Origin of the sequence: Colwellia sp. MT41 (assembly GCF_001444365.1) — a bacterium.
Lineage (GTDB): Bacteria > Pseudomonadota > Gammaproteobacteria > Enterobacterales > Alteromonadaceae > Colwellia > Colwellia marinimaniae.
On the sequence record NZ_CP013145.1, the window covers coordinates 239,470 to 263,276 of the forward strand.

Annotated in this window: 21 protein-coding genes and 1 riboswitch; of the genes, 15 read left to right on the forward strand and 6 right to left on the reverse strand. The window is 39.8% G+C overall.

Translation table 11 applies throughout. The features are described from left to right. Positions 1-217 precede the first annotated feature (217 nt). Both lexA and CMT41_RS01045 read right to left on the reverse strand, forming a co-directional pair. Complete coding sequence (gene lexA, locus CMT41_RS01040; protein ID WP_057179310.1) at positions 218-853, reverse strand: transcriptional repressor LexA; 636 nt, start codon at positions 851-853, stop codon at positions 218-220. 53 nt (positions 854-906) lie between these two features. Further along, positions 907-1,512, reverse strand: coding sequence for a HutD/Ves family protein (locus CMT41_RS01045; protein WP_058026102.1), 606 nt, complete (start codon positions 1,510-1,512; stop codon positions 907-909). A 517-nt stretch (positions 1,513-2,029) separates the two neighbouring features. Next, a riboswitch (TPP riboswitch) is annotated at positions 2,030-2,127 on the forward strand. A gap of 114 nt (positions 2,128-2,241) precedes the next feature. Here CMT41_RS01045 and thiC point away from each other — a divergent pair. The 6 genes from thiC (at position 2,242) to CMT41_RS01075 (ending at position 10,084) form a co-directional block, all read left to right on the forward strand. Beyond that, positions 2,242-4,218 (forward strand): phosphomethylpyrimidine synthase ThiC, encoded by a 1,977-nt coding sequence (gene thiC, locus CMT41_RS01050; protein ID WP_058026103.1) that lies wholly within the window; start codon positions 2,242-2,244, stop codon positions 4,216-4,218. Positions 4,219-4,333: 115 nt separating this feature from the next. Continuing rightward, a complete protein-coding gene (locus CMT41_RS01055; RefSeq protein WP_058026104.1) occupies positions 4,334-5,518 on the forward strand; it encodes an FAD-dependent oxidoreductase in 1,185 nt (394 codons plus the stop codon). 322 nt (positions 5,519-5,840) lie between these two features. Beyond that, positions 5,841-6,053 carry a sulfur carrier protein ThiS gene (gene thiS, locus CMT41_RS01060; protein WP_057179314.1) on the forward strand — a complete coding sequence of 71 codons (213 nt, stop codon included), beginning with the start codon at positions 5,841-5,843 and terminating at the stop codon, positions 6,051-6,053. 5 nt (positions 6,054-6,058) lie between these two features. Further along, a complete protein-coding gene (locus tag CMT41_RS01065) occupies positions 6,059-6,853 on the forward strand; it encodes a thiazole synthase (RefSeq protein ID WP_058026105.1) in 795 nt (264 codons plus the stop codon). Between the two features lie 368 nt (positions 6,854-7,221). Then, positions 7,222-8,847, forward strand: a complete 1,626-nt coding sequence (gene thiE, locus CMT41_RS01070; protein ID WP_058026106.1) for a thiamine phosphate synthase — start codon at positions 7,222-7,224, stop codon at positions 8,845-8,847. Between the two features lie 130 nt (positions 8,848-8,977). After that, positions 8,978-10,084 carry a multicopper oxidase domain-containing protein gene (locus CMT41_RS01075; RefSeq protein ID WP_058026107.1) on the forward strand — a complete coding sequence of 369 codons (1,107 nt, stop codon included), beginning with the start codon at positions 8,978-8,980 and terminating at the stop codon, positions 10,082-10,084. 326 nt (positions 10,085-10,410) lie between these two features. Here CMT41_RS01075 and CMT41_RS01080 read toward each other — a convergent pair whose 3' ends face one another. Beyond that, the gene (locus tag CMT41_RS01080; protein ID WP_057179318.1) at positions 10,411-11,076 is read right to left on the reverse strand and encodes a PEP-CTERM sorting domain-containing protein; all 666 of its coding nucleotides are present in this window, start codon (positions 11,074-11,076) and stop codon (positions 10,411-10,413) included. 456 nt (positions 11,077-11,532) lie between these two features. Between CMT41_RS01080 and CMT41_RS01085 the strand changes: the two genes are divergently transcribed. Continuing rightward, positions 11,533-11,874: a methyltransferase family protein gene (locus tag CMT41_RS01085; protein ID WP_198149773.1), complete on the forward strand. Its 342-nt coding sequence runs from the start codon at positions 11,533-11,535 to the stop codon at positions 11,872-11,874. A gap of 123 nt (positions 11,875-11,997) precedes the next feature. Here the strand turns inward: CMT41_RS01085 and CMT41_RS01090 are convergent, their stop codons facing one another. Continuing rightward, positions 11,998-12,849: a delta-class carbonic anhydrase gene (locus tag CMT41_RS01090; protein ID WP_058026108.1), complete on the reverse strand. Its 852-nt coding sequence runs from the start codon at positions 12,847-12,849 to the stop codon at positions 11,998-12,000. 506 nt (positions 12,850-13,355) lie between these two features. Between CMT41_RS01090 and CMT41_RS01095 the strand changes: the two genes are divergently transcribed. Further along, the gene (locus CMT41_RS01095) at positions 13,356-13,562 is read left to right on the forward strand and encodes an AbrB/MazE/SpoVT family DNA-binding domain-containing protein (protein WP_058026109.1); all 207 of its coding nucleotides are present in this window, start codon (positions 13,356-13,358) and stop codon (positions 13,560-13,562) included. Between the two features lie 44 nt (positions 13,563-13,606). Then, positions 13,607-14,314: a lipoate--protein ligase family protein gene (locus CMT41_RS01100; protein ID WP_057179322.1), complete on the forward strand. Its 708-nt coding sequence runs from the start codon at positions 13,607-13,609 to the stop codon at positions 14,312-14,314. 78 nt (positions 14,315-14,392) lie between these two features. On the opposite strand, the gene prsT is transcribed toward CMT41_RS01100, so the two are convergent. Then, positions 14,393-17,188, reverse strand: a complete 2,796-nt coding sequence (gene prsT, locus CMT41_RS01105; protein ID WP_058026110.1) for an XrtA/PEP-CTERM system TPR-repeat protein PrsT — start codon at positions 17,186-17,188, stop codon at positions 14,393-14,395. Between the two features lie 382 nt (positions 17,189-17,570). Here prsT and CMT41_RS01110 point away from each other — a divergent pair, with 382 nt between their 5' ends. From CMT41_RS01110 to CMT41_RS01115, 3 genes are all read left to right on the forward strand, one after another. Beyond that, a complete protein-coding gene (locus CMT41_RS01110) occupies positions 17,571-18,377 on the forward strand; it encodes a PEP-CTERM sorting domain-containing protein (protein WP_057179324.1) in 807 nt (268 codons plus the stop codon). Positions 18,378-18,552: 175 nt separating this feature from the next. Next, positions 18,553-18,768: a cysteine-rich CWC family protein gene (locus tag CMT41_RS18420; protein WP_082606379.1), complete on the forward strand. Its 216-nt coding sequence runs from the start codon at positions 18,553-18,555 to the stop codon at positions 18,766-18,768. 136 nt (positions 18,769-18,904) lie between these two features. Next, positions 18,905-20,389, forward strand: coding sequence for an FAD-dependent oxidoreductase (locus CMT41_RS01115; RefSeq protein WP_057179325.1), 1,485 nt, complete (start codon positions 18,905-18,907; stop codon positions 20,387-20,389). Positions 20,390-20,434: 45 nt separating this feature from the next. Here the strand turns inward: CMT41_RS01115 and CMT41_RS01120 are convergent, their stop codons facing one another. Beyond that, on the reverse strand, positions 20,435-21,115 hold the full coding sequence (locus tag CMT41_RS01120; protein ID WP_057179326.1) for a phosphoglycolate phosphatase: 681 nt from the start codon (positions 21,113-21,115) through the stop codon (positions 20,435-20,437). Positions 21,116-21,334: 219 nt separating this feature from the next. Here CMT41_RS01120 and CMT41_RS01125 point away from each other — a divergent pair, with 219 nt between their 5' ends. From CMT41_RS01125 to CMT41_RS01135, 3 genes are read left to right on the forward strand one after another with little or no spacing between them, the layout of a single operon-like run. Then, entirely contained in the window at positions 21,335-21,655 is a 321-nt protein-coding gene (locus tag CMT41_RS01125; RefSeq protein WP_058026111.1) for a DUF3649 domain-containing protein, read from the forward strand. Continuing rightward, positions 21,655-23,319, forward strand: a complete 1,665-nt coding sequence (locus CMT41_RS01130) for a PepSY-associated TM helix domain-containing protein (RefSeq protein ID WP_058026112.1) — start codon at positions 21,655-21,657, stop codon at positions 23,317-23,319. The genes CMT41_RS01125 and CMT41_RS01130 overlap by 1 nt, the downstream gene beginning before the upstream one ends. Next, positions 23,319-23,642, forward strand: a complete 324-nt coding sequence (locus CMT41_RS01135) for a DUF3325 domain-containing protein (RefSeq protein WP_058026113.1) — start codon at positions 23,319-23,321, stop codon at positions 23,640-23,642. The genes CMT41_RS01130 and CMT41_RS01135 overlap by 1 nt, the downstream gene beginning before the upstream one ends. Positions 23,643-23,807 lie beyond the last annotated feature (165 nt).

The following is a 23,807-nucleotide window of genomic DNA, read 5'->3' on the forward strand; positions in this document are numbered from 1 at the left end:
GGAGTAATAGCTCTAAAGCCTGTGTGAGCTATACTGGAAGTAGCTTTGTTAAAGATAAGAGGGGCATTAAAAAATAGTAGCTAGGGGGAAAATAAATTTATTAGCTTGAAGAAAAAAAAGCACCATAATTACTGCCAATGCTATTATTGGTAAGTGTAATTATGGCGCTTGTTATATTACGGATTAAGCACACTAGCTTGCCTAGGTTTTGTACATTTTACATCCAACTACCACTGCGGATGATACCAACGGCAATACCTTCAATATGAAACTCTTGCTTGCTTAGATCAACTTTAATGGGCGAAAACTCTGCATTTTCAGCATGTAAATAAACAATATTCCCTTCACGTTTATAACGTTTTACCGTGACCTCGTCTTCTACTCGGGCAACAATCACTTGGCCATTTTGTACATCAGTGGTTTGATGTACCGCCAGTAAATCACCATCTAAAATACCAATATCTTTCATGCTTTCGCCATTAACACGTAAGAGATAATCAGCGGCTGGGTGGAATACATTGCCATCCATTTTATAATGCTCTTCAATATGTTCTTGCGCCAAAATAGGTTCACCGGCAGCAACACGGCCAATAAGCGGTAAACCCTCGGGCTCTAAAAACTCTTCAACTAAGCGAATACCACGAGAAGTGCCGGCAAGCATTTCAATATAGCCTTTTTTTGCTAAGGCTTTTAAGTGCTCTTCAGCGGCATTTGCTGATTTAAAACCAAAAAATTTAGCAATTTCGGCTCGAGTTGGCGGCATGCCAGTGTCTTTGATTTTATCTTTGATTAAATCATAAATTTGCTTCTGGCGGTTAGTCAGCGGGCGTAATTCGGTTGTTGAATTTATCATAGCATTAGCCTGTAAATTTACACAGTATTACTGTTAGTATATACAGGATTATTTTAAAGGCAAGCATTTACTTTTAGTTGCATAATAATCATATTCTTACCGCTAATGCTGACATTTAATAACTGCGAATTTTCTGGAGAATTTTTTGCTTGTAACTTAACTAGATGACCAACAGGCACGGTGCAATCTTTACCTTCGGCGGTGTTAACCATCATGGTGTCAGTGAGGCTATAAGCAAACAGTAAGCTATCAGCTAGCAAGGCAAGGGTGACATTTTGTCGCTCACTATAGCAATTCACCTCAGCTGAAAATGCTGTTTGTTTAGTCATGATATTGAAGTCTTTTATGCCGCCATTAAGCAAAGAACCATGAGTTTTATTGGCGCCATCAAAACGGGCTATATCCAGTAATTGTATTAACTTATCTACATCGCCATTACGATGGTCTAGTGTCAAACCTGCACCTTCGATTAAGACTAAATTACGTTGATAACCAGAAAAATTTGAAAAGTCGCCGTCATTTACCACGCTGGCGATACTTAACCGCCAAGCAAAATCATCTAAATTACCACCATCGCTAATGGCTAATTCTGTGGTGTGACCTAAACCATTTTTCCAGGGGATTGTTTTGAATTCATTTGGCGAGATTAACGTTATCACTAGTATTACCTTAGGACTAATTGCTGTTGGGCAGTTATTTTATCTTATACCCGTCACCATTCAAAGTTCTCGATTTCAGTGGGAATTAATATGGCTTTAGGCAAGGCAAATAATTGAAGCATAGTCACTCTATGGTTTCATTATTTAACGCGGTATAAAGTCATGTTAAACCCATCGAAGAAGCGTTTGAGCAACATCACTTCATCGTTGCTGTGACTTATAATGACGCTGCATGGATGCAGCTTATTAGAGAATGCAGACGGTACAGGAAGTACCATATACGGATAATGCAGGAGCAATTATCCTGAGTATATTCTCCTGAACAACCATTATTTCATCACAGCGCCTTGAATTGAAATTGCTCAAGCACTCTGAAACATGCATCTTGAATGGTAACGGGTATATGCTCAGTTATTGGCAATATTTTATCATCTTGTTTTTATATTAGTATTTGCTTGCTAACATGTGCATGCCCACGTTAGAATCAGCTCACGTTTTGTTAGCCTCGCTAGCAAAACAATACTTGTCGGAGTGCCAAAGGCTGAGATCGCGTAAGCGGGATCCGTAAAACCTGATCAGATTAATATCTGCGTAGGAAACAAGAGAGAGTAATTTTCTTTCATACAAGCCTAGTGCTTACCATGTAGAACAAAGCTCTTTTTGCCTCATCTTTAGCTAAAAAACTCCGCCTTTTTTTATTTTATTAAAAATTTTAAAACAGGTGCGACCATGAGCGAGCAAAATAACGCTGCTGTAAAAGACAAAAAAAAACCAACTAGACGTGAAAAACGTGCAGCGGCTGAAGCATTTTTAAAAAATGTTTCCGACCAATCTTTTCCTAATTCAAAAAAAGTTTATGTAGCAGGTAAAATCCATGATATCAAAGTGGGTATGCGTGAAATTACCTTATCTGATACCTTAATTAGTGGTAGTAAAGATACTGCCGTTTATGAGAAAAATGAACCTTTATGCGTTTATGATACTTCGGGCTTTTACACCGATGAAAATGTTGATATTGACGTGCACAAAGGTATTCCACGTTTACGTGAAAGCTGGATTGACGCCCGTGGTGATGTCGAGCCGTTAACTTCAACTAGCTCTGAATACGCGCAACAACGCCTTGCCGATGAAGGTGTTGACAGTATTCGCTTTGAAAATTTACCTCAAATGCGTATCGCTAAAAAAGGTAAAAATGTTACGCAAATGCATTACGCTCGCCAAGGTATTATTACCCCAGAGATGGAATACATTGCTATTCGTGAAAATATAAAACGTGAAGAAGTGAAAGATGCCACCTTACTGCTGCAACATAAAGGCGAATCTTTTGGTGCTAGCATTCCGGAGCAAATCACCCCTGAGTTTGTCCGTGATGAAGTGGCTCGCGGTCGTGCCATTATTCCAGTAAACATAAACCACCCTGAATGTGAGCCTATGATCATTGGTCGTAACTTTTTAATTAAAGTTAACGCTAACATTGGTAACTCAGCAGTAACCTCTTCTATTGAAGAAGAAGTAGAAAAACTGGTTTGGTCAGCAAAATGGGGCGCAGATACGGTAATGGATTTATCTACCGGTCGTAACATCCATGAAACCCGTGAATGGATTTTGCGTAACTCACCGGTACCTATTGGCACAGTACCCATTTACCAAGCACTTGAAAAAGTAAATGGTGTCGCCGAAGATCTTACTTGGGAAATTTTCCGCGATACTTTAATTGAACAAGCAGAGCAGGGCGTGGATTACTTTACTATTCATGCTGGTGTATTACTGCGTTATGTACCTATGACAGCAAAACGTGTCACCGGTATTGTTTCGCGTGGTGGTTCAATTATGGCGAAATGGTGTTTAGCCCACCATAAAGAAAACTTCCTTTTTACCCATTTTGAAGATATCTGTGAAATCTTAAAGCAATACGATGTGTCATTTTCACTCGGTGATGGTTTACGTCCAGGCTCAATCGCCGATGCTAACGATGAAGCACAATTTGCAGAATTACGCACCTTAGGTGAGCTAACTAAAATCGCTTGGCAGCATGATGTACAAGTCATCATAGAAGGTCCAGGCCACGTACCGCTTCATATGATCAAAGAAAATATGGAAGTACAACTTGAAGCTTGTGATGAAGCACCTTTCTACACCTTAGGGCCATTAACCACAGATATAGCCCCAGGTTATGATCATATTACTTCCGGTATAGGTGCGGCTAATATTGGTTGGTTCGGTTGTGCCATGCTTTGTTATGTGACACCAAAAGAGCATTTAGGTTTACCGAATAAAGAAGATGTAAAAGAAGGCTTGATGACTTATAAAATTGCTGCTCATGCTGGTGATTTAGCTAAAGGTCATCCCGGTGCACAAATCCGTGATAATGCCATGTCTAAAGCGCGTTTTGAATTTCGTTGGTATGATCAATTCAATATTGGTTTAGACCCAGAAACCGCTAGAGCTTATCATGATGAAAGCTTGCCACAAGAGTCTGGCAAAGTAGCGCATTTCTGCTCTATGTGTGGACCAAAATTCTGTTCAATGAAAATCTCACAAGAAGTACGAGAGTACGCCGCTAATCTTGATAAAAATGCCATCAAAATTCAATTGCTTGATGAGACAATAACGATAACGTCGGATGAAGCTATTGAAAAAGCCATGCAAGAGAAATCTGCTGAATTTAAAGCGAGTGGTAGTAAATTATACCAACTTGCTGATTAGCTCAACCTAGTCATATCCGAAGGTTCTGAGCGGATATCCATTGACTGCCCGAACAAATGCTTCGGGCATGTCAATACTATGCTTTAGACATAAAAAGATTTTAGGCAGATAAACCATGAATATTGCCATTGTTGGCGCAGGATTGATGGGACGATTACTCGCCCTGTCCTTACTTCGTAATGAACAGCATAGAGGTGAACAGCTTCGACAAAAACAGTCTCAAAGCGTAACCATTACTTTATTTGATAAAGATAATAAACTCGCCCACCAGAGTGCCGCCTATGCTGCCGCAGGTTTATTAACACCATTAGGTGAGTCACTTCATTGTTCACCTAATATTGTTAGTATGGGTTTTGAGTCATTAGGTTTATGGCCGACTTTGCTTGATAGTTTGCATGAACATACCTTTTTTCAACAAACTGGCGCCATCATGGTCAGTCATGAGCAAGATAAAGGTGACTATCAGCGCTTTGTTAGGCACTTAAAAAACAACTATCCGGAGCAAGTATCACATTCGCTAAATCGAGCTGAATTACTTGAATTAGAGCCTGAAATAGGCCGTAGTTTTAACCAAGCTTTGTACCTGCCACAAGAAGGGCAACTGGGTAATCGCCGTTTATTAGTGGCGCTGCGTAAGCAGTTGGCAAAAGAAAGCCCACACGCCAGTACAGGCAATAGGCTTAACTGGTTAAGTGAATGCCAGGTGGTAGGTATTGATGTCGGTGAGCACAGGAGTAAAGTGACCTACCTTCAAGGAAGTGAAAAGCATAGCCAGAGTTTTGATTTAGTGATTGATTGTCGAGGTACCGGGGCAACGAACAATAATAGTAATAGTGCTTGTGCTCCATTAGCGGACTTACGTTCGGTTAGGGGCGAGCTGTTTCAACTGTTTGCACCCGATGTCAATATTTCTCGGCCAATACGGTTAATGCATCCTAGATATCAGCTTTATATCGCGCCCAAGGGCAAAGGTTTTTATGTGGTGGGTGCAACTGAAATTGAAAGCGATGATGATTCACCTATGACAGTACGCTCGGCAATGGAACTATTAAGCGCAGCTTATAGTGTGCACCCTGGTTTTGCTGAAGCGAATATTCGTCAACACGTTAGCCAATGCAGGCCAGCCTTTAGTGATAATCAGCCTAAAATCACCGTGCAAGATACACTTATTCAAGTAAATGGTTTGTTTCGCCATGGATTTTTGATAGCCCCCGTGGTGCTTAAACAAACACTGGCGGTTATTGAAAACAGCATAAATAATACCGAAACAGCTTTACCTTATGCTGACTTATTCTCATGAATAGTTGCCGGTAAATGTTACCTATACCCGTAACCATTCAAGATGCATGTTTCAGAGTGCTTGAGCAATTTCAATTCAAGGCGCTGTGATGAAATAATGGTTGTTCCATTATGAGTTACAGCAACGATGAAGTGATGTTGCTCAAACGCTTCTTTGATGGGTTTAAAATGACTTTATACCGCGTTAAATAATTAAACCATAGAATGACTATGCTTCCATTATTTCCCTTGCCTAAAGTCCTTTTAATTCCCACTGAAATCGAGCACTTTGAATTGTTACGGGTATATAATAACTAGACAAGAACCAATATAAAGAATCTCCTATGAACATTCATATTAACGGAAAAGCGTACGCGTTAGGCCATGAAAACCATATTAGTATTACTTCGGCGTTAACTTTGCATTTTATTGAGCCGCAACAGAGCACTTTTGCCGTGGCACTTAACGGTGATTTTGTTGGTAAAACAGATTACGACACCACCATGGTGAAAAATGGTGATAGTCTTGATGTCTTACAGCCTATTCAAGGAGGCTAAATTCAATGTCATTGAATATCTACGGACAAAAATTAGAGAGTCGTTTACTGATTGGCAGCGCCTTGTATCCGTCACCACAAGTGATGAAAGAAGCGATTTTGGCCAGTGGCTCACAAGTGGTGACACTGTCGCTAAAGCGACAGAACCCAGCGGAAAAGTCGGGTCAACAAATTTGGCGTTATTTACAAGAAATAGTAAAACAAACTGATGGGCATTTACTGCCAAATACAGCCGGCTGCAAAACAGCGAAAGAAGCGGTCACCTTGGCACATATGAGTCGTGAAATTTTTCAAACTGACTGGATTAAGTTAGAGGTTATTGGTGACGATTATAACTTACAACCTGATCCTATTGAATTATTGTATGCCGCAGAACAGTTGATAAAAGATGGCTTTAAAGTACTGCCGTATTGCACCGATGACTTAGTCGTATGTCAGCGTCTGTATGACTTAGGCTGCCAAGTTATTATGCCTTGGGCCTCTCCCATTGGCACAGGAAAAGGCTTGATGAACCCTTATAACCTAGAGACCATTCGCTTTCGATTACCTGATGCTACCTTGATTTTAGATGCCGGTATCGGTAAACCCTCTGATGCATGTTTAGCGATGGAAATGGGCTATGATGGCGTATTACTCAATAGTGCGGTGGCACTGGCAGATAACCCAGTATTGATGGCAAAAGCTTTTGGCCAAGCACTGCAAGCAGGTGAGCAAGGTTATGTCGCTGGTATCATGGAGCAAAGACAGACCGCCCACCCGTCAACGCCGACATTAGATACACCATTCTGGCATCAATCGTGAGTTAAACGGCTTATTGCTATAGCACTCAATCACGACGTCAAAAGCCCTCATTGGCTCAAATAGCTAATAAATGCGTCGTTATTTAACGCTATTGCGGCGTTGAAGATGCTCACCTAGTAAACTAGGCTCCGCGTATTCGCCTTGCATTAGCGCCAACTAACTTAGTCTTTAAGCTATTTTTAAGAAGAAAAATATAACCTAAAGCCATATGAGTTCAAGTTATAGAACATGAATACCCGCCAAGACACTGCAGGTATGACAACTCATGGCTGGATGCTTACTTTATAGTCGTCACTCCCGTGGTGTCCTAGTCGGGAGTCTATTGGCTTTAAAGTTAGTTGAAAGTAAATAATCTAGAGAAATATGAAATGAAAACCAAACTACCAATGGCTAAAAAACCAATAATCTGGACAATTTCTGGCAGTGACTGCTCTGGTGGTGCGGGTATAGCCGCCGATATTAAAACCGGTCATGCTTTAGGGGTGGAAGTTTGTCATCTTATTACCGCTAATACCGTACAAAATTCTCAGCAGTTGCTCAGTGTAAACGCTGTTTCGGTTGAGATATTACAGCAACAAGCGACACTACTTATTGATGACAAATCGCCGTCAGTGATCAAAATTGGCTTAGTGGTTAATGTTGAGCAAGTTCATTGGCTAGCTAAATTGCTTAAGCAATTTAAAGTCATCATGCCCAACTTAATCAGTGTTTATGATCCTGTTGGCCAAGCCAGTGTTGGTGGTAGTTTTAGCTGCCTTAGTCTAGAGCAACTTACTCCTTTATTGATGATAGTTGATGTCATCACCCCTAACTTGATGGAAGCAAAAATCTTAGCCCGCGTTGATAAGTTAGCTAAGCTAGCAGAGGCAAATGATGTCGAGGTGTTAGCAAAAAAAATCTATCAAGACTTTGCCATCACTAGCATCATTATTAAGGGTGGTCATAGTGATGATGCCGAGCATAGTAGAGAGCACAGCCGTGACTATTGTCTGCATCAACTTAACCAACTCAATGGCAAGCAAGATAATCAAGACAAAGACCAGGTGGCGATCGAATATCAACTGAACTCACCACGATTAGCGACGCATTATAGTCATGGCGGCGGTTGCAGTTTTGCTAGCGCACTCTCCGCTTACCTCGCTTTAGGGTATTTATTACGTGATGCTTTTACCTTAACCAAAGCTTTTATTAATCAAGGTTTAGCGGCAACCTTAGAGATAAGCGCTTTAAATGGTCATCAATATTATGGTGCTTTTGAACAAGTAAAGTTACCTGCTAAGGCTAAATTTTTCCCAAGTGTAATTGATGATTTAAGTCTGCAATATCAGTTGCTGCCAGTATTTACTTCCTTAGACCTTAATGGCAAAAAATTAGGGTTGTATCCGGTTATTGACTCATTATATTGGTTAAAACGCTTGTTACCACTAGGTTTGAAAATCATTCAGTTACGGGTGAAGAACTTGACTGAAAACGAGTTAGAGCAAGTGATTATTGCGGCGGTAGCGTTAGCGAAAAACTATGGTACTCGCCTGTTTATCAATGATTATTGGCAACTGGCGATAAAACATGGTGCTTATGGTGTGCATATTGGCCAAGAGGATTTAGCTGATGCTGACTTAGTTGCCATTCAACGGTCTGGCATACGTTTAGGTATCAGCACTCATGGTTGTTATGAGTTTATATTAGCGCAACAATTACAGCCGTCTTATTTAGCCATAGGGGCAATTTTCCCGACCAAAACTAAAGACATGACTGGGCAAATCCAAGGGCTAGATAACTTAAGGCAAGTGTTAAGTTTGCGACCAGCAGAAAATGCTTGGCAGATCCCAGTGGTTGCCATTGGTGGTATTAATCTTGAACGGGCAATAGACGTAGTTGCCACTGGTGTCGAGAGCATTGCGGTAGTTACTGCGATAACTGAAGCGGAACAATCACACGGCATAACTCCAGAGCAAGCAGTAGCAGCATTTGAACAGATCATTGTTAAGGGGTAAATAGTTGGATTTATCATACTGCCTTGGTTATGTGGGCATATTTCAGCTTTAACTGTTTATAAAGTACTATTGATAATTATTCGTATTTGCTATTATGGGGGCAATTCTAATTAATTAGCAGTATAAATAGATGAATACCATGATATCTCTTCTCTGTCGTTTGACCGTGATTTTAGCGACTTTATTTTCATTTCAAGCCGTTGCTGTTGAGCGACTTTATTATGTCGCTGCCGACGAAATTGAATGGCAATATGCAGAAAAGCATCATAATTTAATGATGGATATGCCGTTAATGCCAGAGCAGCAAGTATTTGTTAAAGCGAGTGAAAATACCATTGGTAGCAAGTATAAAAAAGCGCTTTACCGTGAATATACCGATGCTTCTTTTAGCCAGTTAAAAGCACGTCCAGCCAGTGAGCAGCATTTGGGTTTATTGGGACCATTGTTTCGTGCCGAAGTGGGCGATACCATCAAAGTCGTCTTTAAAAATAACGGCACCCGTCCGTATACCATTCATCCCCACGGCGTATTTTACGACAAGGCCAATGAAGGCTCTCCGACCAACGACGGTACCTCGGGCAAGGATAATTTAGACGATCGAGTGATGCCAGGGCAAACTTATACGTATAACTGGCAAGTGCCAGAAACTGCAGGTCCAGGACCAGCAGATACTAGCTCGGTAGTCTGGGTTTATCATTCTCATGTTAACAGCATCAGAGATTCTAATACCGGTTTGATTGGCGCTATTGTTATTACTGCTAAAGGCATGGCTAAGGCTGATGGCTCACCTAAAGATGTTGACCGTGAGTTTATCAATCTATATACAGTGATGAATGAAAATGAAAGCTGGTTTTTAGCCGATAATATCAAAAATTACCTGACCGCTCCGGCCAGCGATGACATTACTGAGGATGAAGATTTTGTTGAAGGTAACCTGATGCATATGATTAACGGTTACCTGTTTGCGAACTTACCTGGTTTAACCATGGTTGAGGGTGAAAAAGTGCGTTGGCATTTAATTGCCTTAGGCACAGAAGTTGATTTACATACCCCGCATTGGCATGGTCATACCGGTTTGATCAATGGCCATAGAACTGATGTGGTGGAATTATTGCCAGCGTCGATGAAAACCTTAGATATGACGGTTAATAATTCGGGCATTTGGATGTATCACTGTCATGTTAATGATCATATCGCTGCCGGTATGACGGCACTTTATCAAGTGTTGGCAAAATAACAGGTATTATATAACTAGTGGGGCAGCAGCGATTTTTTATTGCTACCGTCCTACTTACCGTGAGCTACTACTGGCTAGCATACGCATAGTGCTTTGTGAAAAACTGAGTGAGAAAAATATTAAATGACAGCTTTGCTCTATAACTAGCTTATTGCGAGTAACAGGAGTAAATAGTATTACTGTAGTTACTGCGATAACTGAAGCCGAAAACTCACCAAAAGGTATTTTTTTTGATGCTTGCTCAATCAAAGTAGAGTGGTTAAATTTGCTACGTAAGCAAAAAAGCACCTGACAAATGGCAGATGCTTAAAAGGACCGGAAAATATTTAAGCGTTATTTTTTAATTTTCGTGATGCTAAACCCATAAGGCTTAATGCAAAAATAGCAAGTGTAGTTGGTTCAGGTATATCTGTTACTGAATTTGATGCCGGTGCTATAACTGCACTTACACCAAAATCCCATGGATGTCCCTGAATATCAAAGGCCCATGCTCCATCTTGTCCAAAGTGAATATCCATATTAGATGGGTAAGCATTTAAACCTTGTTGATATTCGTAATATGTTGTGCCGGATTTTTCCCATATAGTGTGGGAAAAGTCTAGCTCAAAGCTAGATTGATCAGCAGCTATCGAGCCTGAAACAGCAAAAATACCAGATTCCAAAATACTATTACTAGCCGCAGTATTGTTATTATTAAATAATGTAAAGGCGTCTATATGAATAGATGGACCATCGTAAGAGAATGATACAAGGTTGTTATTGTCTATAATAAACGCTTCCCCTGGGGTATAACCATTTATTACAATAGAGCCAGACACTTCGATATTTTGAGTTGGATCAGTTAGGCCCATCGTTGAATTACAATCACCACAAATTGCAGTCCAAGTAAAAGTGAAATCAGTGTCACTAGGTAGGATGTTTGCATGTGCTGCCTGAGATAACGATGCAATAACTAGAGCACTTTTTAGTAGGTTAGAAAAAGCTTTGTTCATTTATATATATCCTTATTAATAAAAATAATGGCATTAAATTATAATGCCATTGAGCTTGTAAGGCAAAAAACGTACCAAGTGTTTCGTTGTGTGCTGTGTACTACTGGAATTGGCTATTTAACAGAGATATCCAAATTAATAACGAATACTTTTATAGGTGTTGTAAAAAATCATGACACCTTTTTTATATAATTGATAAAGTTGAATAGCATAGGTAGGGCCTTGCTTCTCATTATCAATAAAGGCATTCATTATGGGGTGAAAACAATGGAACTACTGAAACATAAAGTTGCTATGAAATATCATCTGAATAGACAGTAATAAATATTAAGGATAATAATGAAGTTTTTATAGAACAAGATACCACCACCATTAGTTGCACTATTAATTGCTGTGGCTATGTGGGGCTTAAGCAATTTTACAGCTACTGTAGCGCTACCTGCTACAGTATATTCGATGGTTACGGGCTTTGTTCTCGCAGGCGTATTCTTTGCTTTATCTGGTGCAATATCTTTTCGATTAGCTAAAACAACGGTAAATCCGCTCAAGCCTGATACCGCCAGTTCACTGGTTACTTCGGGTGTTTATCAATTTACTCGTAATCCCATGTATGTGGGTTTTGTTGCATTATTATTTGTTTGGGCTAGTCATTTAGGATCAGCTTGGGGCATAGCGTTAATTGCCTTGTATATCGTTTACATTCAACGCTTTCAAATTGTGCCTGAAGAAAGAGCGCTTGTGGCGATATTTAAAGTAGAATTTTCTGACTATAAAGCAAAGGTTAGTCCGTGGTTATAATGACTACATGTAACGAATTTAGGGCTATAATTTAGTAAATAAACTTCCTTATTAATAGCAAAAAAAAGGGGAAGTGCATCACTGCAATTCCCCTATAATAGAAAATATAATAACTTCCTTATTCTACATTGCCGATAATAACTTAGCATTGGTCACTAGGTTTCTTACACCATGAGCGTGATCTTCATTAAAGGTATTACCTTCACACCACTTGCCAACGGTGGCAATGTTAACCTTGGCAACTTGTGGGCGTACGCTCCAAGAAACTTGTAACGGTGAACCTTTTTCGTTGTAGCCAGGGCCCGTAGTTGAACCCGCATATTGAATGGCACTACCGGTATTGTTTGGAATATTAAATGCTTGTTGATAGCCATTTTTAGCACCATGTTTAGTGAGTTTGCTAAAATCTAAAGCATTTTTATCATTCACCAATACATATACTTGCGTTTCTACGCGTAATTGTGGGTTCATGATTGATTCACTTAAACAAGCACCTAATGTTGGCCCAGGCATTACTTGCGCGCTTGAATGCACGTAATGAACTTCAATGGTATCACCTGAATATAAGCCGCCATGTTTACTTGGACAAACTTTACTTTTATAAGTACTGCTTTCTTTTGCTGTTAGCTTACCAGTGTAAACAAAACCACTTTGAAAACCGTGACCATCACCATTACCCGCGTATTTAGCAAACTCACCCCCTTTATGCTCAGCATTTTTATGGAAGTGAATATTACATAAATTCATAGCAGTATAAGCGGGGGCAGTAGTAAACGCGCGAGCATTACTACCCTTGATGGTATCGATATCTCGTGGAGATTGTGGGCCAAAGCCTTTACCGTCAGTATTTTTCTCAAGCATGGCGCGTTGCTTTTTAATGACGCTGTCGGCAACGTTGTCATGGCCACTACCAGCACAAGCTATTAGTGGTATTAAGGTTGTGGCGATAGCCAGTGCAATAATATTTGTCTTCATGTTTTACCCTTAAGGTTGTTGATTAACAGGTTACTTACGACGAATAGTACTACTGGAGTATTTTCCTACGCGCTAAAGTCAGCAGAGGAGTAGTTTTACGGATTATTGTATGAAAACAAAACTATTCTTCGTTTTTATTATATAGCTGGTAAATAACAAAATCACAAGTCATTTTCCTTAGTAAATTATCCAGATAAACAATGTTACGCTTTGTTTTTACTTGCTTTTCATCATAAGTTACCCACTGACTATGCTACAGTAAAATTGGATTCTAGACACTAGCACAAGCCAAGCATACCCTGCCTAACGTGTTAAAAATTGTAACCGACTTTTTGCTGGCTGTAAGGCTACTGCTCAAAAGCAGTTAAGGCCTTTCGTGATGTTAGCTCGGGTTTGTGCCCCGACAATAGCCAGCTATAATTTTAATTACATCGAGTGCCCAGCATTGAGTTATAGCATTGCTCTATAACCGTGATAATGTCTGGCAATTAAGCGGAAGTATTATTATGATTGAACTAAAAATACAAAGAGTTGGCGCTAGTTTGGGGGTTGAACTTCCTCAGGAAGTGTTAAAACAGTTACAGACCAGTGAAGGGGAAAGTATCTTTTTGGAAAATATGTTTGATGGCAGTTATAGCCTGACTAAACATAATGAGAAGTCTGCTGAGCAAATGATGTTAATTGACGGTCAAATGCATGAGGAAGACTCCTGAAGATATCCGGTTAAATATGAAGAGCAATACCAGAAGAAGTAAATATGAGTCCTAATAAGCTGCTACGCTATCAACAAATTTCAGTTGCTAATGTTTTTGATAAAGAAACACAGCTTATAAAACAAATACAAGCTGGCGAACTTAAGCAGTGCTTAATGTTATGGCAAGCTAAGCAAGCTACCTTGGTGTTACCTGCCGGAAAAAAATGGCCTGAATCTGATGCGCTTAAAACGGAATTATTAGCCGATAAATGGCTTTTGCATGCGCGTAAAACCGGCGGTGCACCTGTGCCGCAATGCCCAGGTGTGATTAACCTATCGCACCTTTATCTGTGGTCAAGTGATACGCCGTATTCGATCCCCCAAGCCTATGAAAACTTATGTACAGTTTTACAAGGTTTTTTCCAGCAATTTAACCTAGTAAGCCATACCCATGCTACTGAGTTTTCCTACTGTGATGGCGATTACAATATGAATATTAACGGTAAAAAAATTGTTGGCACCGCGCAGCGGGTTATCTTGAAAAAAGGCGGTGGCAAGATAGTGTTAGCGCAAGCCTTTATTCTTATTGATGTGTTATTAGATGAGATCATCAAGCCAGTTAACTTGTGTTATCAACTATCTGCTAAAACAGAGCGAGTAAAAGCGCAGGTTCATACCACGCTTTTTGAACAGATTACGGGGCGACCGACAATAGATAAATTATATCAGCAGCTTACGCAAGCTTTTGTCGATAGTGCTTTATATCGATAAAACCGTCAGGTTAATTAGCTTTATGCTGTGCTAAGTGCCATTTTTTAGCTGTAAATAAAGCTCGGTAAAGTTAACGCGCTACCATTGTTTTAACAGAGCACCAGCAGCTGTTTTTTCCGGGAAAGTTTGTTCACTATCAATGGCTTCAATTAAATACTTCTTTGCTTCTACTTCTCTTGATAAGGCATAGAGGGTTACTGCAATGTGGTATTTTACTTCGGCGTTATCAAAGTCTTTGCTAAGGGCGAGACGAAATAAGGCAATCGCTTGTTGGTGTTCACCCAACCGACTTTTAATCCAAGCAAGGGTATCAATAATAGCGACATTTTCGGGTAAATAATCATAGGCTTGTTGAGCATATTGCTTGGCTTTCTCGGTATTGCCGAGAGTAAATTCAATGCTGGCGGCATTATTTAATAAAATAGGTAATGGCCCAAACTTCACCATTAATGCCTGGTAATGTTCAGCCGCCTTGGTTAATTGTTTACTGCCTTTATAGCTATCCGCAAGAGCGATGGCGACTAACATGTCATTGGGGTAGCTCTTTAACCATTGCTGCAATGGCTTGATGGCTTTACTTACTTGCTCTTGTTGCTGATAGTTGCGGTATAAACCCAGTATGGCTTGCTTTTGAGCAGATTTATTTAGCGCACTTTGATAAAATTTTATCGATTGTTTGTGATCACCTAAGGCAAGGTATAAATCACCTTTAAATACTGCTGTTAGGCTAGTACTCTGGGTTATATCGCCAATGGATGAGATCAAACTTAAGGCAAATGCTTTATTTTTGTTTTTAATAGTCAGGTTAACCAACCCTATATAAGCAGGTAGATATTTATCATCGGCGATGATGGCCTTTTTATAAGACCTTACTGCGCCAATATTATCTTTGGCTTGTAATTGCGCTTTCGCTAAAACAATCAGTGCTTTTTCTTTACGACGAGATTTTTCCACATATTCTCTTAATGCCAGTACCGCTTGCGGGTGTTTATTTTGTTGTTGATACAATTTTGCTAGGGTAAGTAGCGCTTGTGGCTCTTTAGCGTTATGACCAATAAATTCATCAATTAAATCTATGGCTGCATCAAGCTGGTTTTGTTTAACTAAAATTCGGCTTAACTTGAGCACCACATAAAAATCATTAGGATCTTGTGCGTATGACTTTTGTATCCAAAGTTGGGCATTTTCAATATCTTTTTTGAATAAATAACTGTCAGAAATTTCGGTCATCAGTAAAATATTTTTATCAAACAAGGCTAATTTAGTTTCCAAGAAGCTCAGTGCTTTATCATAGTCACCCATAATATTATCCATGCGAGCTAAATGCACCATAGCAATAATATTTGCCTTATCTAACACCAAAGCTTGCTCAAAGGCCGCTCTTGCTGACGCGAGTTCTCTGTTTAAGCCATAGAGCATGCCTAGGCGTTGCTGAAAAAAGCTATCTTGGGGGAATTCTGCTACCAAGGATTTGGCAATATCGATAGCTAAAGGATATTTTTGGGTATTTTGATAGGCATCAATCAAGAGTAATTTTATTTGTGTGCCATTAATTTTATTATCTTTAATGGCTGATAAGGCCTCTATGGCTGCTTTATAATCGCCAGATTGCATTTTACTGCGCGCCAAGTTACTTACGCTAACGGTAGAATTGGGGTAACTATCCACTACTTTTTCAAAGTAAAATTGTGCCTTGGCACTATCTTCTAATTGTAAGTAGGTTAAGCCAAGCAGTGTTAAAATATCAGCATTACCTGGACGAGCAACATTGGTTTTGATGAGTAAGTGACGGGCAGAATTTAAATCGCCTTGTTGTATTTCAATACTGGCGAGCATGCGTACAGTATCAATATCATACTCAACATAATTAAGGTAATAGCTTAGGTAGCGATGGGCATCATTTAAGTTACCAAATTGAAAATTGGTCAGTCCAGCTAAAAAATAATAATCAGGGGTGTTTTTCATCACCTCAGGTGGTACTGCGGATAAGGTGGCGATTACCTCGGTGAGTTTGTTGTTAGCAGCATTATTATTATTCGGCATGCTGGCATTGATAATGGCTTTTAAATAACCCGCTCTCGGTTCATTGGGAATTTTCGCCAGAATAAAATCCACATGGGCAACGGCTTGTTGATACTCTTGCAACTCAATGTGCAGCATAGCTATGGTTAAACGAGCGGATAAGTGTTTATCATTAATCTTGAGCGCTTCATTAATAGCAAGTAATGCCCCTTGGCGATCGCCTAAGCGATGTAATATTTTAGCTTTTAATACCCAACCATTGATAAATGGTTTAACACTGCTAAGAGATAAATCAATGTAAGCGAGTGCTTTATTAACGTTGGACTCTTGAAAAGCAATTTGTGCTCTACCTAATAAGGCTATCTGGTTTTTAGGTTTCATACTGAGTGCGGCAATAAACGCTTTATCAGCTAGTTTATATTGTTTTTTGCCAATAAATGCTTGTCCTCTAATGAGTAATAACTCATTTTCAATTTGCTTGTTACGCTGACCAAGTTGCGCTATTTCTAATGCTTGGTCATATTTTCCTTGTAAAAGGTAAGCTTGCCCGTACAAGGTAATTAATCGGTCGTTATCAACCTTGCCATCTCTGGCTCGATCGAGTTCTATTTGTGCTGCCGAGCCATTGCCTTGAGTTATGAGTATTTGTGCCATTAACACCCGCGATGGCATATGTGTAGGGTTTGCTTGGATAATATTTTTTAAATGGATAATAGCACTAGCAAACTCATCATTTTGAAAAGCAATTAAGGCTTGTTCATAACTGGCATCAAGATTTTCGTTTGCCAATGTTAAAGGTGTAATGAACGAGAGAGAGAGTAAAGCAACTATTAAGCTATTATTTATATTCATGTTATACCGATTTTAATAATCTGTTTTTAGGGTGGTTATGCATACTAGTTTACTTTACTAGGTGCTTTGCCTGAGGTTTAACTGTAAATCTATTGCAAGACATTAATTATTAAAATAGTAACATTGATAGTGACTTAGTTAAAAAACATTTATATAAATTAATTAGCAAAAATTTAACAATGATTGTCGGTTTTTTTTACACCAGAAAACTTTACCCGCTGAACTCAACAAGGTAACATGCTTAAGGTGTTGTTAAATGGCGACATTGAATTTATGGTACGATAATTGCTTACTGTATTATGTAATATAAGAAAATGGTTAAACTGCTATAAATGGCGGGTTAACCGGTAATTAACTCTCAAAGCGATAAAGTATTAAGACTATGACTTTAATTAAAAATGTATTTAAAATTCTTGCAGTAACTGCTTTATTTTCATCGGCTAATTTATTCGCCGCTGATTTTTTTGTTAATACCACGATTGATGATGCAAATAATGATGCCGTTGGTGGTTGGAAATATGAAATTGACAAAATGGATGTAAAATGGGCAAGTGACGGTTTAATTACTATTGATATTTATACCAACTTTGTTGATTACAATAATGAATATAGTACTGGTTCAAGTTGGCAATATGATTCAGATTGGCAATGGAAATCTAATGGCAACATTGTTTTAGGTGATTTACTTATTGGCACTGATGGTGCTAATTCACCTTTTGACTATGCTTTTGTTTTGTCTGATGCGGATAGACAACGTCAGAAATATTGGGAAAAGAGTCACTGGGATAATACCGGTACTTTAACTGAAATCAGCTCTACGTTAACGGCAAAAGAATTTCATAATAATTCTAGCAGCGTACAAGAGGGCCAAGTCATGGCTGGAGATATCGTTCCAGGTACAGGTCAACAAAGTGCTTGGTCTGTTGATAGACAAAACACGGGTGCTAATTATGATAATTATGATGTGATCAGTTTTAGCTTTAACGTCAGTGGCATTGATGCTTTTCAAAATGCTTCACAATTAGCCTTTAGTTGGGCCATGTCTTGTGCCAATGATATCGTTGCTGGTGTAGTTAGTGTTAATCGTCCTACTAGTGTGCCAGAGCCAGCAACAGGGTTACTTATGTTATTAGCCTTTGCTTTTATGGCTAAAATCCGCAGCAAAAAAGCAAATGATTTTTCTGCCTAGTTCATGAGTGTATGTAGCTTAGGTAAGTTGTAGATACAAAAATGAATGAAAAAAAACGACCTAAGGGTCGTTTTTTTATGCGCTAAAATACGCATTAAAACACGTACTAACACGGGTAAAGCTGTTAATATCACCGTTTGCTATTACCCCTAACACACATATTTACTGAACTTTTATGACATCTAAAAATGATGATAGTATTTGCCCTTTATGTCAGCAAAATAATCGTTGCGATGTTAACGCTAACAGTGGTTGCTGGTGTATGAATAGCCAAGTAGCTGAAGCACTTTTGGCAAAGATTCCTACTCATCTTAGAAACATAAGTTGTGTCTGTAATGCTTGTATTAGAGGTCATCTACAGCAACAAACGTTAAATCATAGTGCCGAGTAACAGTTTTTATGACACCTGTTTTATTCGCTGTAAAAATAAAAACACCTACGAATAATAATTATTTATCTTTTAGCACTACGAAAGTAACGCTCAGGATAGTAAAATCCCCCTATGAAAGCATTATCTTGTTACCTTTATGAATAAATCCCAAGCAAGCCCAGCAGTAAATCAATCAATACTAAGCTCAAAGGCTAAAATTGCCATTATTGGTGGTGGTGTTGCTGGCTCCACCATAGCTTTACGATTTGCTGAACTCGGCTTAGACACCACACTGATAGAAAAAGGCCCCAGTTTAGTCAATGGCCCACCTATTTGCCATTTACATGCTGGCGGTAACTTGTATCGTGAGATTTGTGATCAGCAGTGTCTTACTTTATTACAGCAATCGATAGATACCGTGAAAGTATATCCACACAGTGTCAATATACGCCCGACACTTATTGCGCTGCCTAAAACGGATCATGGCCAACCAGAAGATCTATTACCTCGCCTAGAAAAATTACGCGCCAGATATGCTGAGCTAGTGGCTCAAGATGAGAGCAACAAGGTACTAGGTGAACCAGAGCATTACTTTCGGTTTTACTCGCGGGCAGAGCTTGATGCACTGCTTGATATACCATTACCAAGCGTGGCAAAAAATGACAGTGATTGGTTAGTCGCCTTTGCCCAGCATGTTGAATTAGACAGTCTTAAATTTCCAGTGCTGTTAGTACAAGAATATGGCTTATCAGCATTTCGTTTTGCTGCTATTACCAATTTAGCGATAGCGCGTTTGCCCAGCTGTCATTTACATACTAACAGCCAAGTTATCGCTATTACTAAGCAAGAAAATTCTTTAGGTTGGCAAGTGTCAACTCAGCACCAACAGAGCCAAGTTATTAGCCATCAGTATTATGATTATGTGATTAATGCCTGTGGTTTTAAAAGTGGTGAAATTGATGACATGGTAAGTGCTAAGCGGCAACGTATGGTGGAGTTTAAAGCCGCTTATGTTGCTCATTGGTCTAAATGCCAAGGCTTATGGCCTGAGGTTGTCTTTTATGGCGAGCGCGGTACTCCGCAAGGGATGGCGCAATTAACGCCATACCCAGATGGCTATTTTCAACTACATGGTATGACCCAAGACATTACCCTGTTTGACCAAGGCCTAGTGGCCAGTTGTCAGCAAAGTGCCCAGCCAAAATTAGCACCACGATTTATCGAAAAAATTGATAAACAGTGGCCTGAGCAGCTGATAAGTAATAGAACCTTAGGGTCTATTGCCCATATTGCCCAGTTTATCCCCGCTTTTAGCACAGCAGTGGTAGCGGCAAAGCCGTTATTTGGTGCTCAGCAAATCCCAGGAGAAGATGCAGATTTACGTACTGCTGATGTCTCTTTTTATGGTCAACATTACGCCCGCGCAGAAATTGTTAAAGCCTCATCGGCCTTAGCCGCTGCCGATGCTATATTGAAAAACCTAGTCGAGTGCGGCTTAGTTGCCGAGTTAGAGCTGGGCAAATATTTAACGGAACACTATTTCCCCATAAGCCTGCAATGTTCTGCTGCCGAAGTCACTGAACATGCTATAGCCTTAGCCAAACAGCGTGATTACCCTATTGCTTTGGCAAAGAACCTGTAGCGCCCTGTCTGTAAGTTAACGTAAGTAATAGTAAATTAGCGAGTGTTAACGCTGCAGGGCTGCCAGTAGTTCGTTAAAAGTGTCAAAGCACCACTGTGGCTGATATGTAGCAATATCTTCACCATAGTTATAACCATAAGTTAAGCCGACACTGTCTATGTTGGCAGCTTTCGCCGCTAAGATATCGTTTTTAGAATCGCCAATCATTAAACACTGCTCGGCGGTCACTTTAAGTTGCTCTAAGGCATAATTTAACGGGGCAGGGTGGGGTTTTCTCTCAGTCAAAGTATCACCACCAATGAGGATTTCAAAGAGTCCACCTATACCTAAAGCCGATAAAATAGGTTGGATAAAGACGGCGGGTTTGTTGGTAATGATAGCCAAGCGAAAACCCGAGCTTTTTAATATTAATAAGCCTTCTTTTACATCGTCATACAGGGTTGACTCAATGCACAAGCCATCTTGGTAATGCTGGAGAAAAATGCCTAAAGCGTCATTTACCAGCGCCGGCTCTAATTGCTCACTAATATTTGCTGAGCCAGATAATCCCCGTTCAACTAATGTCTTGGCACCATTACCAACCCAGTGACGAATCGTCTGTTGACTATATTCAGTCTGTTTTAACTGTCGTAGGGTTTTATTTAGCGCTAAGGCGAGATCTGGCGCACTATCAACTAAAGTGCCATCAAGGTCGAATAATAGGACGTTTTTTTGTTGAATATTCACTGGCAGCTCTTTTCAATGATAATTGTCCACTAATGTACCATAAATTGCGTTTTTACATGAATCTAGCAAGTAATTTGTTGATTCCATCAAGCGAGTGTAGTTTTTCGACGTCACCCTGATAATGAGAATGGTTTCTATTTCTGTTTGTGTGTATGATGTGGCAATAACTTGTCTAGTTTATCGAAGAACATATCTTCGCTCAATGACTATGGAATAATTGTGCCTTACCTTATCAATAAATTACATTTATCTAGTCCGCATTGGCCCTTGGTCTCTAGGGTATTCGCCGCTATTTTGGGTGGTTATGCCTTAGCGACGTCAAGTTCACTTCTTATTAGTCAGTTATTGCAGCATGTTGTTGGCAAGTACCAAGCCATTCATATAGGCTTGATGCTGACTTTTATCGTTTATGCCTGCGCCGCTATGTGGGTTTTTTCAGTCGCAAGTGTAAGTAAAGCCTGGTTAGGCTTAATCAAGTTAACTATTTTCTTTACCGTCGCAACTTGGTTTTTGATGCAGTTTACTGGTGTAACTAGCTGATGAAAGATAACTTTAGACAATCAATGAAGTGGTTGCATACCTGGGTTGGCCTTATTGTCGGTTGGATGTTGTTTTTTATGTTTCTAACGGGCACTTTGGGTTATTTCTATCAGGAAATAACCCGGTGGATGGAACCAGAAAGACCATTTATTGTACATAATATTAGCAATGAAAAGTTAATCGATACCGCGCAGAGTTACCTTAACAAGCACGCTCAAGGCATTGAGGCTTGGGATATTTATTTACCCAATTCCCGTGATCAAAATTTACGTGTCGGTTGGCGACATGAGCCTGAACCAGGAAAAAAAAGAGGTCAATACATAACAAAAGTATTGGATATAACGACAGGAGAAAAGGTCGAAAGCAGAGCTACGGGCGGTGGTCGGTTACTGTATAGAATGCACTATCGTTTGCACTACCTATCAACCGATATCAGCTATTGGTTAGTTGGCTTTTGTTCTATGTTGATGTTACTTGCGGTTATTACCGGCGTGGTTATTCATAAAAAAATATTCAGCGACTTTTTTACCTTTAGAGCGAAAAAAGTCTTACCTGGTTGGTTAGATATTCACAATGTCTTAAGTGTGATTGCCCTGCCATTTCACTTTATGATCACCTATAGCGGTTTACTGTTCTTCCTCTTTACTTATATGGTGTTAAGTAGCAACTTACAAACCAATGAAGATGAATATAGAGCAATGCGCAAAGAGATATATCCGCGTACCGCCCATTTAGAAAAAGCAAACCAAGCTGCGGAGATGTTAGATATTTCAATACTATATCAGCAGGTCAAAACGGCTTGGCAAGGGGATGAATTAAGTTACGTAGAAATTTTTGCTGCTAACGATGTTAATGCTCAGGTATTGTTTGTTCGTCATGAAACCGACATTACTTATAATCCTGCCGATGAAGTGATGATAAGCGCTGTTACTGGCGAAGTTATAACGCAGCAACCTAAAGAGTATACTGCCGCAGGTATGATTCATAATGGCTTTATCTCTTTGCATGAAGGCCAGTTTGCTGGAGCCATAGCCCGCTGGATATATTTCTTCACCGGCCTTATCGGCACAGCGATGATTGCTTCAGGTTTAATCTTGTGGACCACCAAGCGTAAACCTCAACAGATGAAAAAGCCTAATGGCCCTGATTTTGGCTATCGCCTGGTTGAGCAATTAAATATCGGTACCATTGTTGGTTTACCTATTGCCATCGCCTTATATTTTTATGCCAATCGCTTATTACCCCTTGATATGGTTGGACGTGCGGCCTGGGAAGCACATGTGATGTTTATTAGCTGGGCAATATTATTAAGTTATCCAGCGTTTCGGCCAGCGGCTAAAGCTTGGTCTGAGCAATTACAATTGGCGGCCCTAGTTTATTTGGCGCTACCGTTAGTGAATGCACTAACCACAGATAAGCACTTATTTAATAGCCTTAGTAAGCAAGACTGGAATCTAGCCGGCTTTGATTTAACCTTACTATTGGTTGGTAGCTGTTTTGCCTTTGCCGCTTATAAAGTTAAAGCCTTACAAGTAAGTAACAATTCAAGTAAGCGGCCAAGTACGCAGTCAAGTAAACAAAGAGTAAAACAGGGTAAAGCGCCATTACCTGCAACTAGTGGCAGCTTATTGCCAGTGCAGCAAGCGCATAAGGAACAGTGCTAATGTTAGTGTTAACCAGCTTAAGTTTTTCTGCCATGGTGCTGTTTTGTTTAGCCATGAGTAAACATAGAGAGCAGGTATTAGCGCATCAGGTTTCTAGCCTAGTGGTGCGATTTTTACGACCATTGGCTTGGCTATTATTGTCGTTCACGGCCTATTTAAGTGTCGAACTGTTTGGTTGGTCTATTGGCCCAGCATTGTTATTTGGCGCACTGACCATAGCGACTTTATTACTGATATTGTTATTAACCTACCGAGCGAAAATAGTGCCGCCATTAGCCATTGTTATCTCGTTACTCGCGAGCATTAGTATCTTCATCGGCTAGCCGTAATGCTTTTTATCAAGCTTGGTCTTTGCCAGTGACTATGCCATTAACTTAAAGCGTTTTAACATCTCTTGTCATTGCTTTGCCTGATGGGATAACTCTTTTGCAGCAGCAGCGGCGCCGCCTTGTTTGATCATTACCACTAAGTCTAATTAACTTCATTTT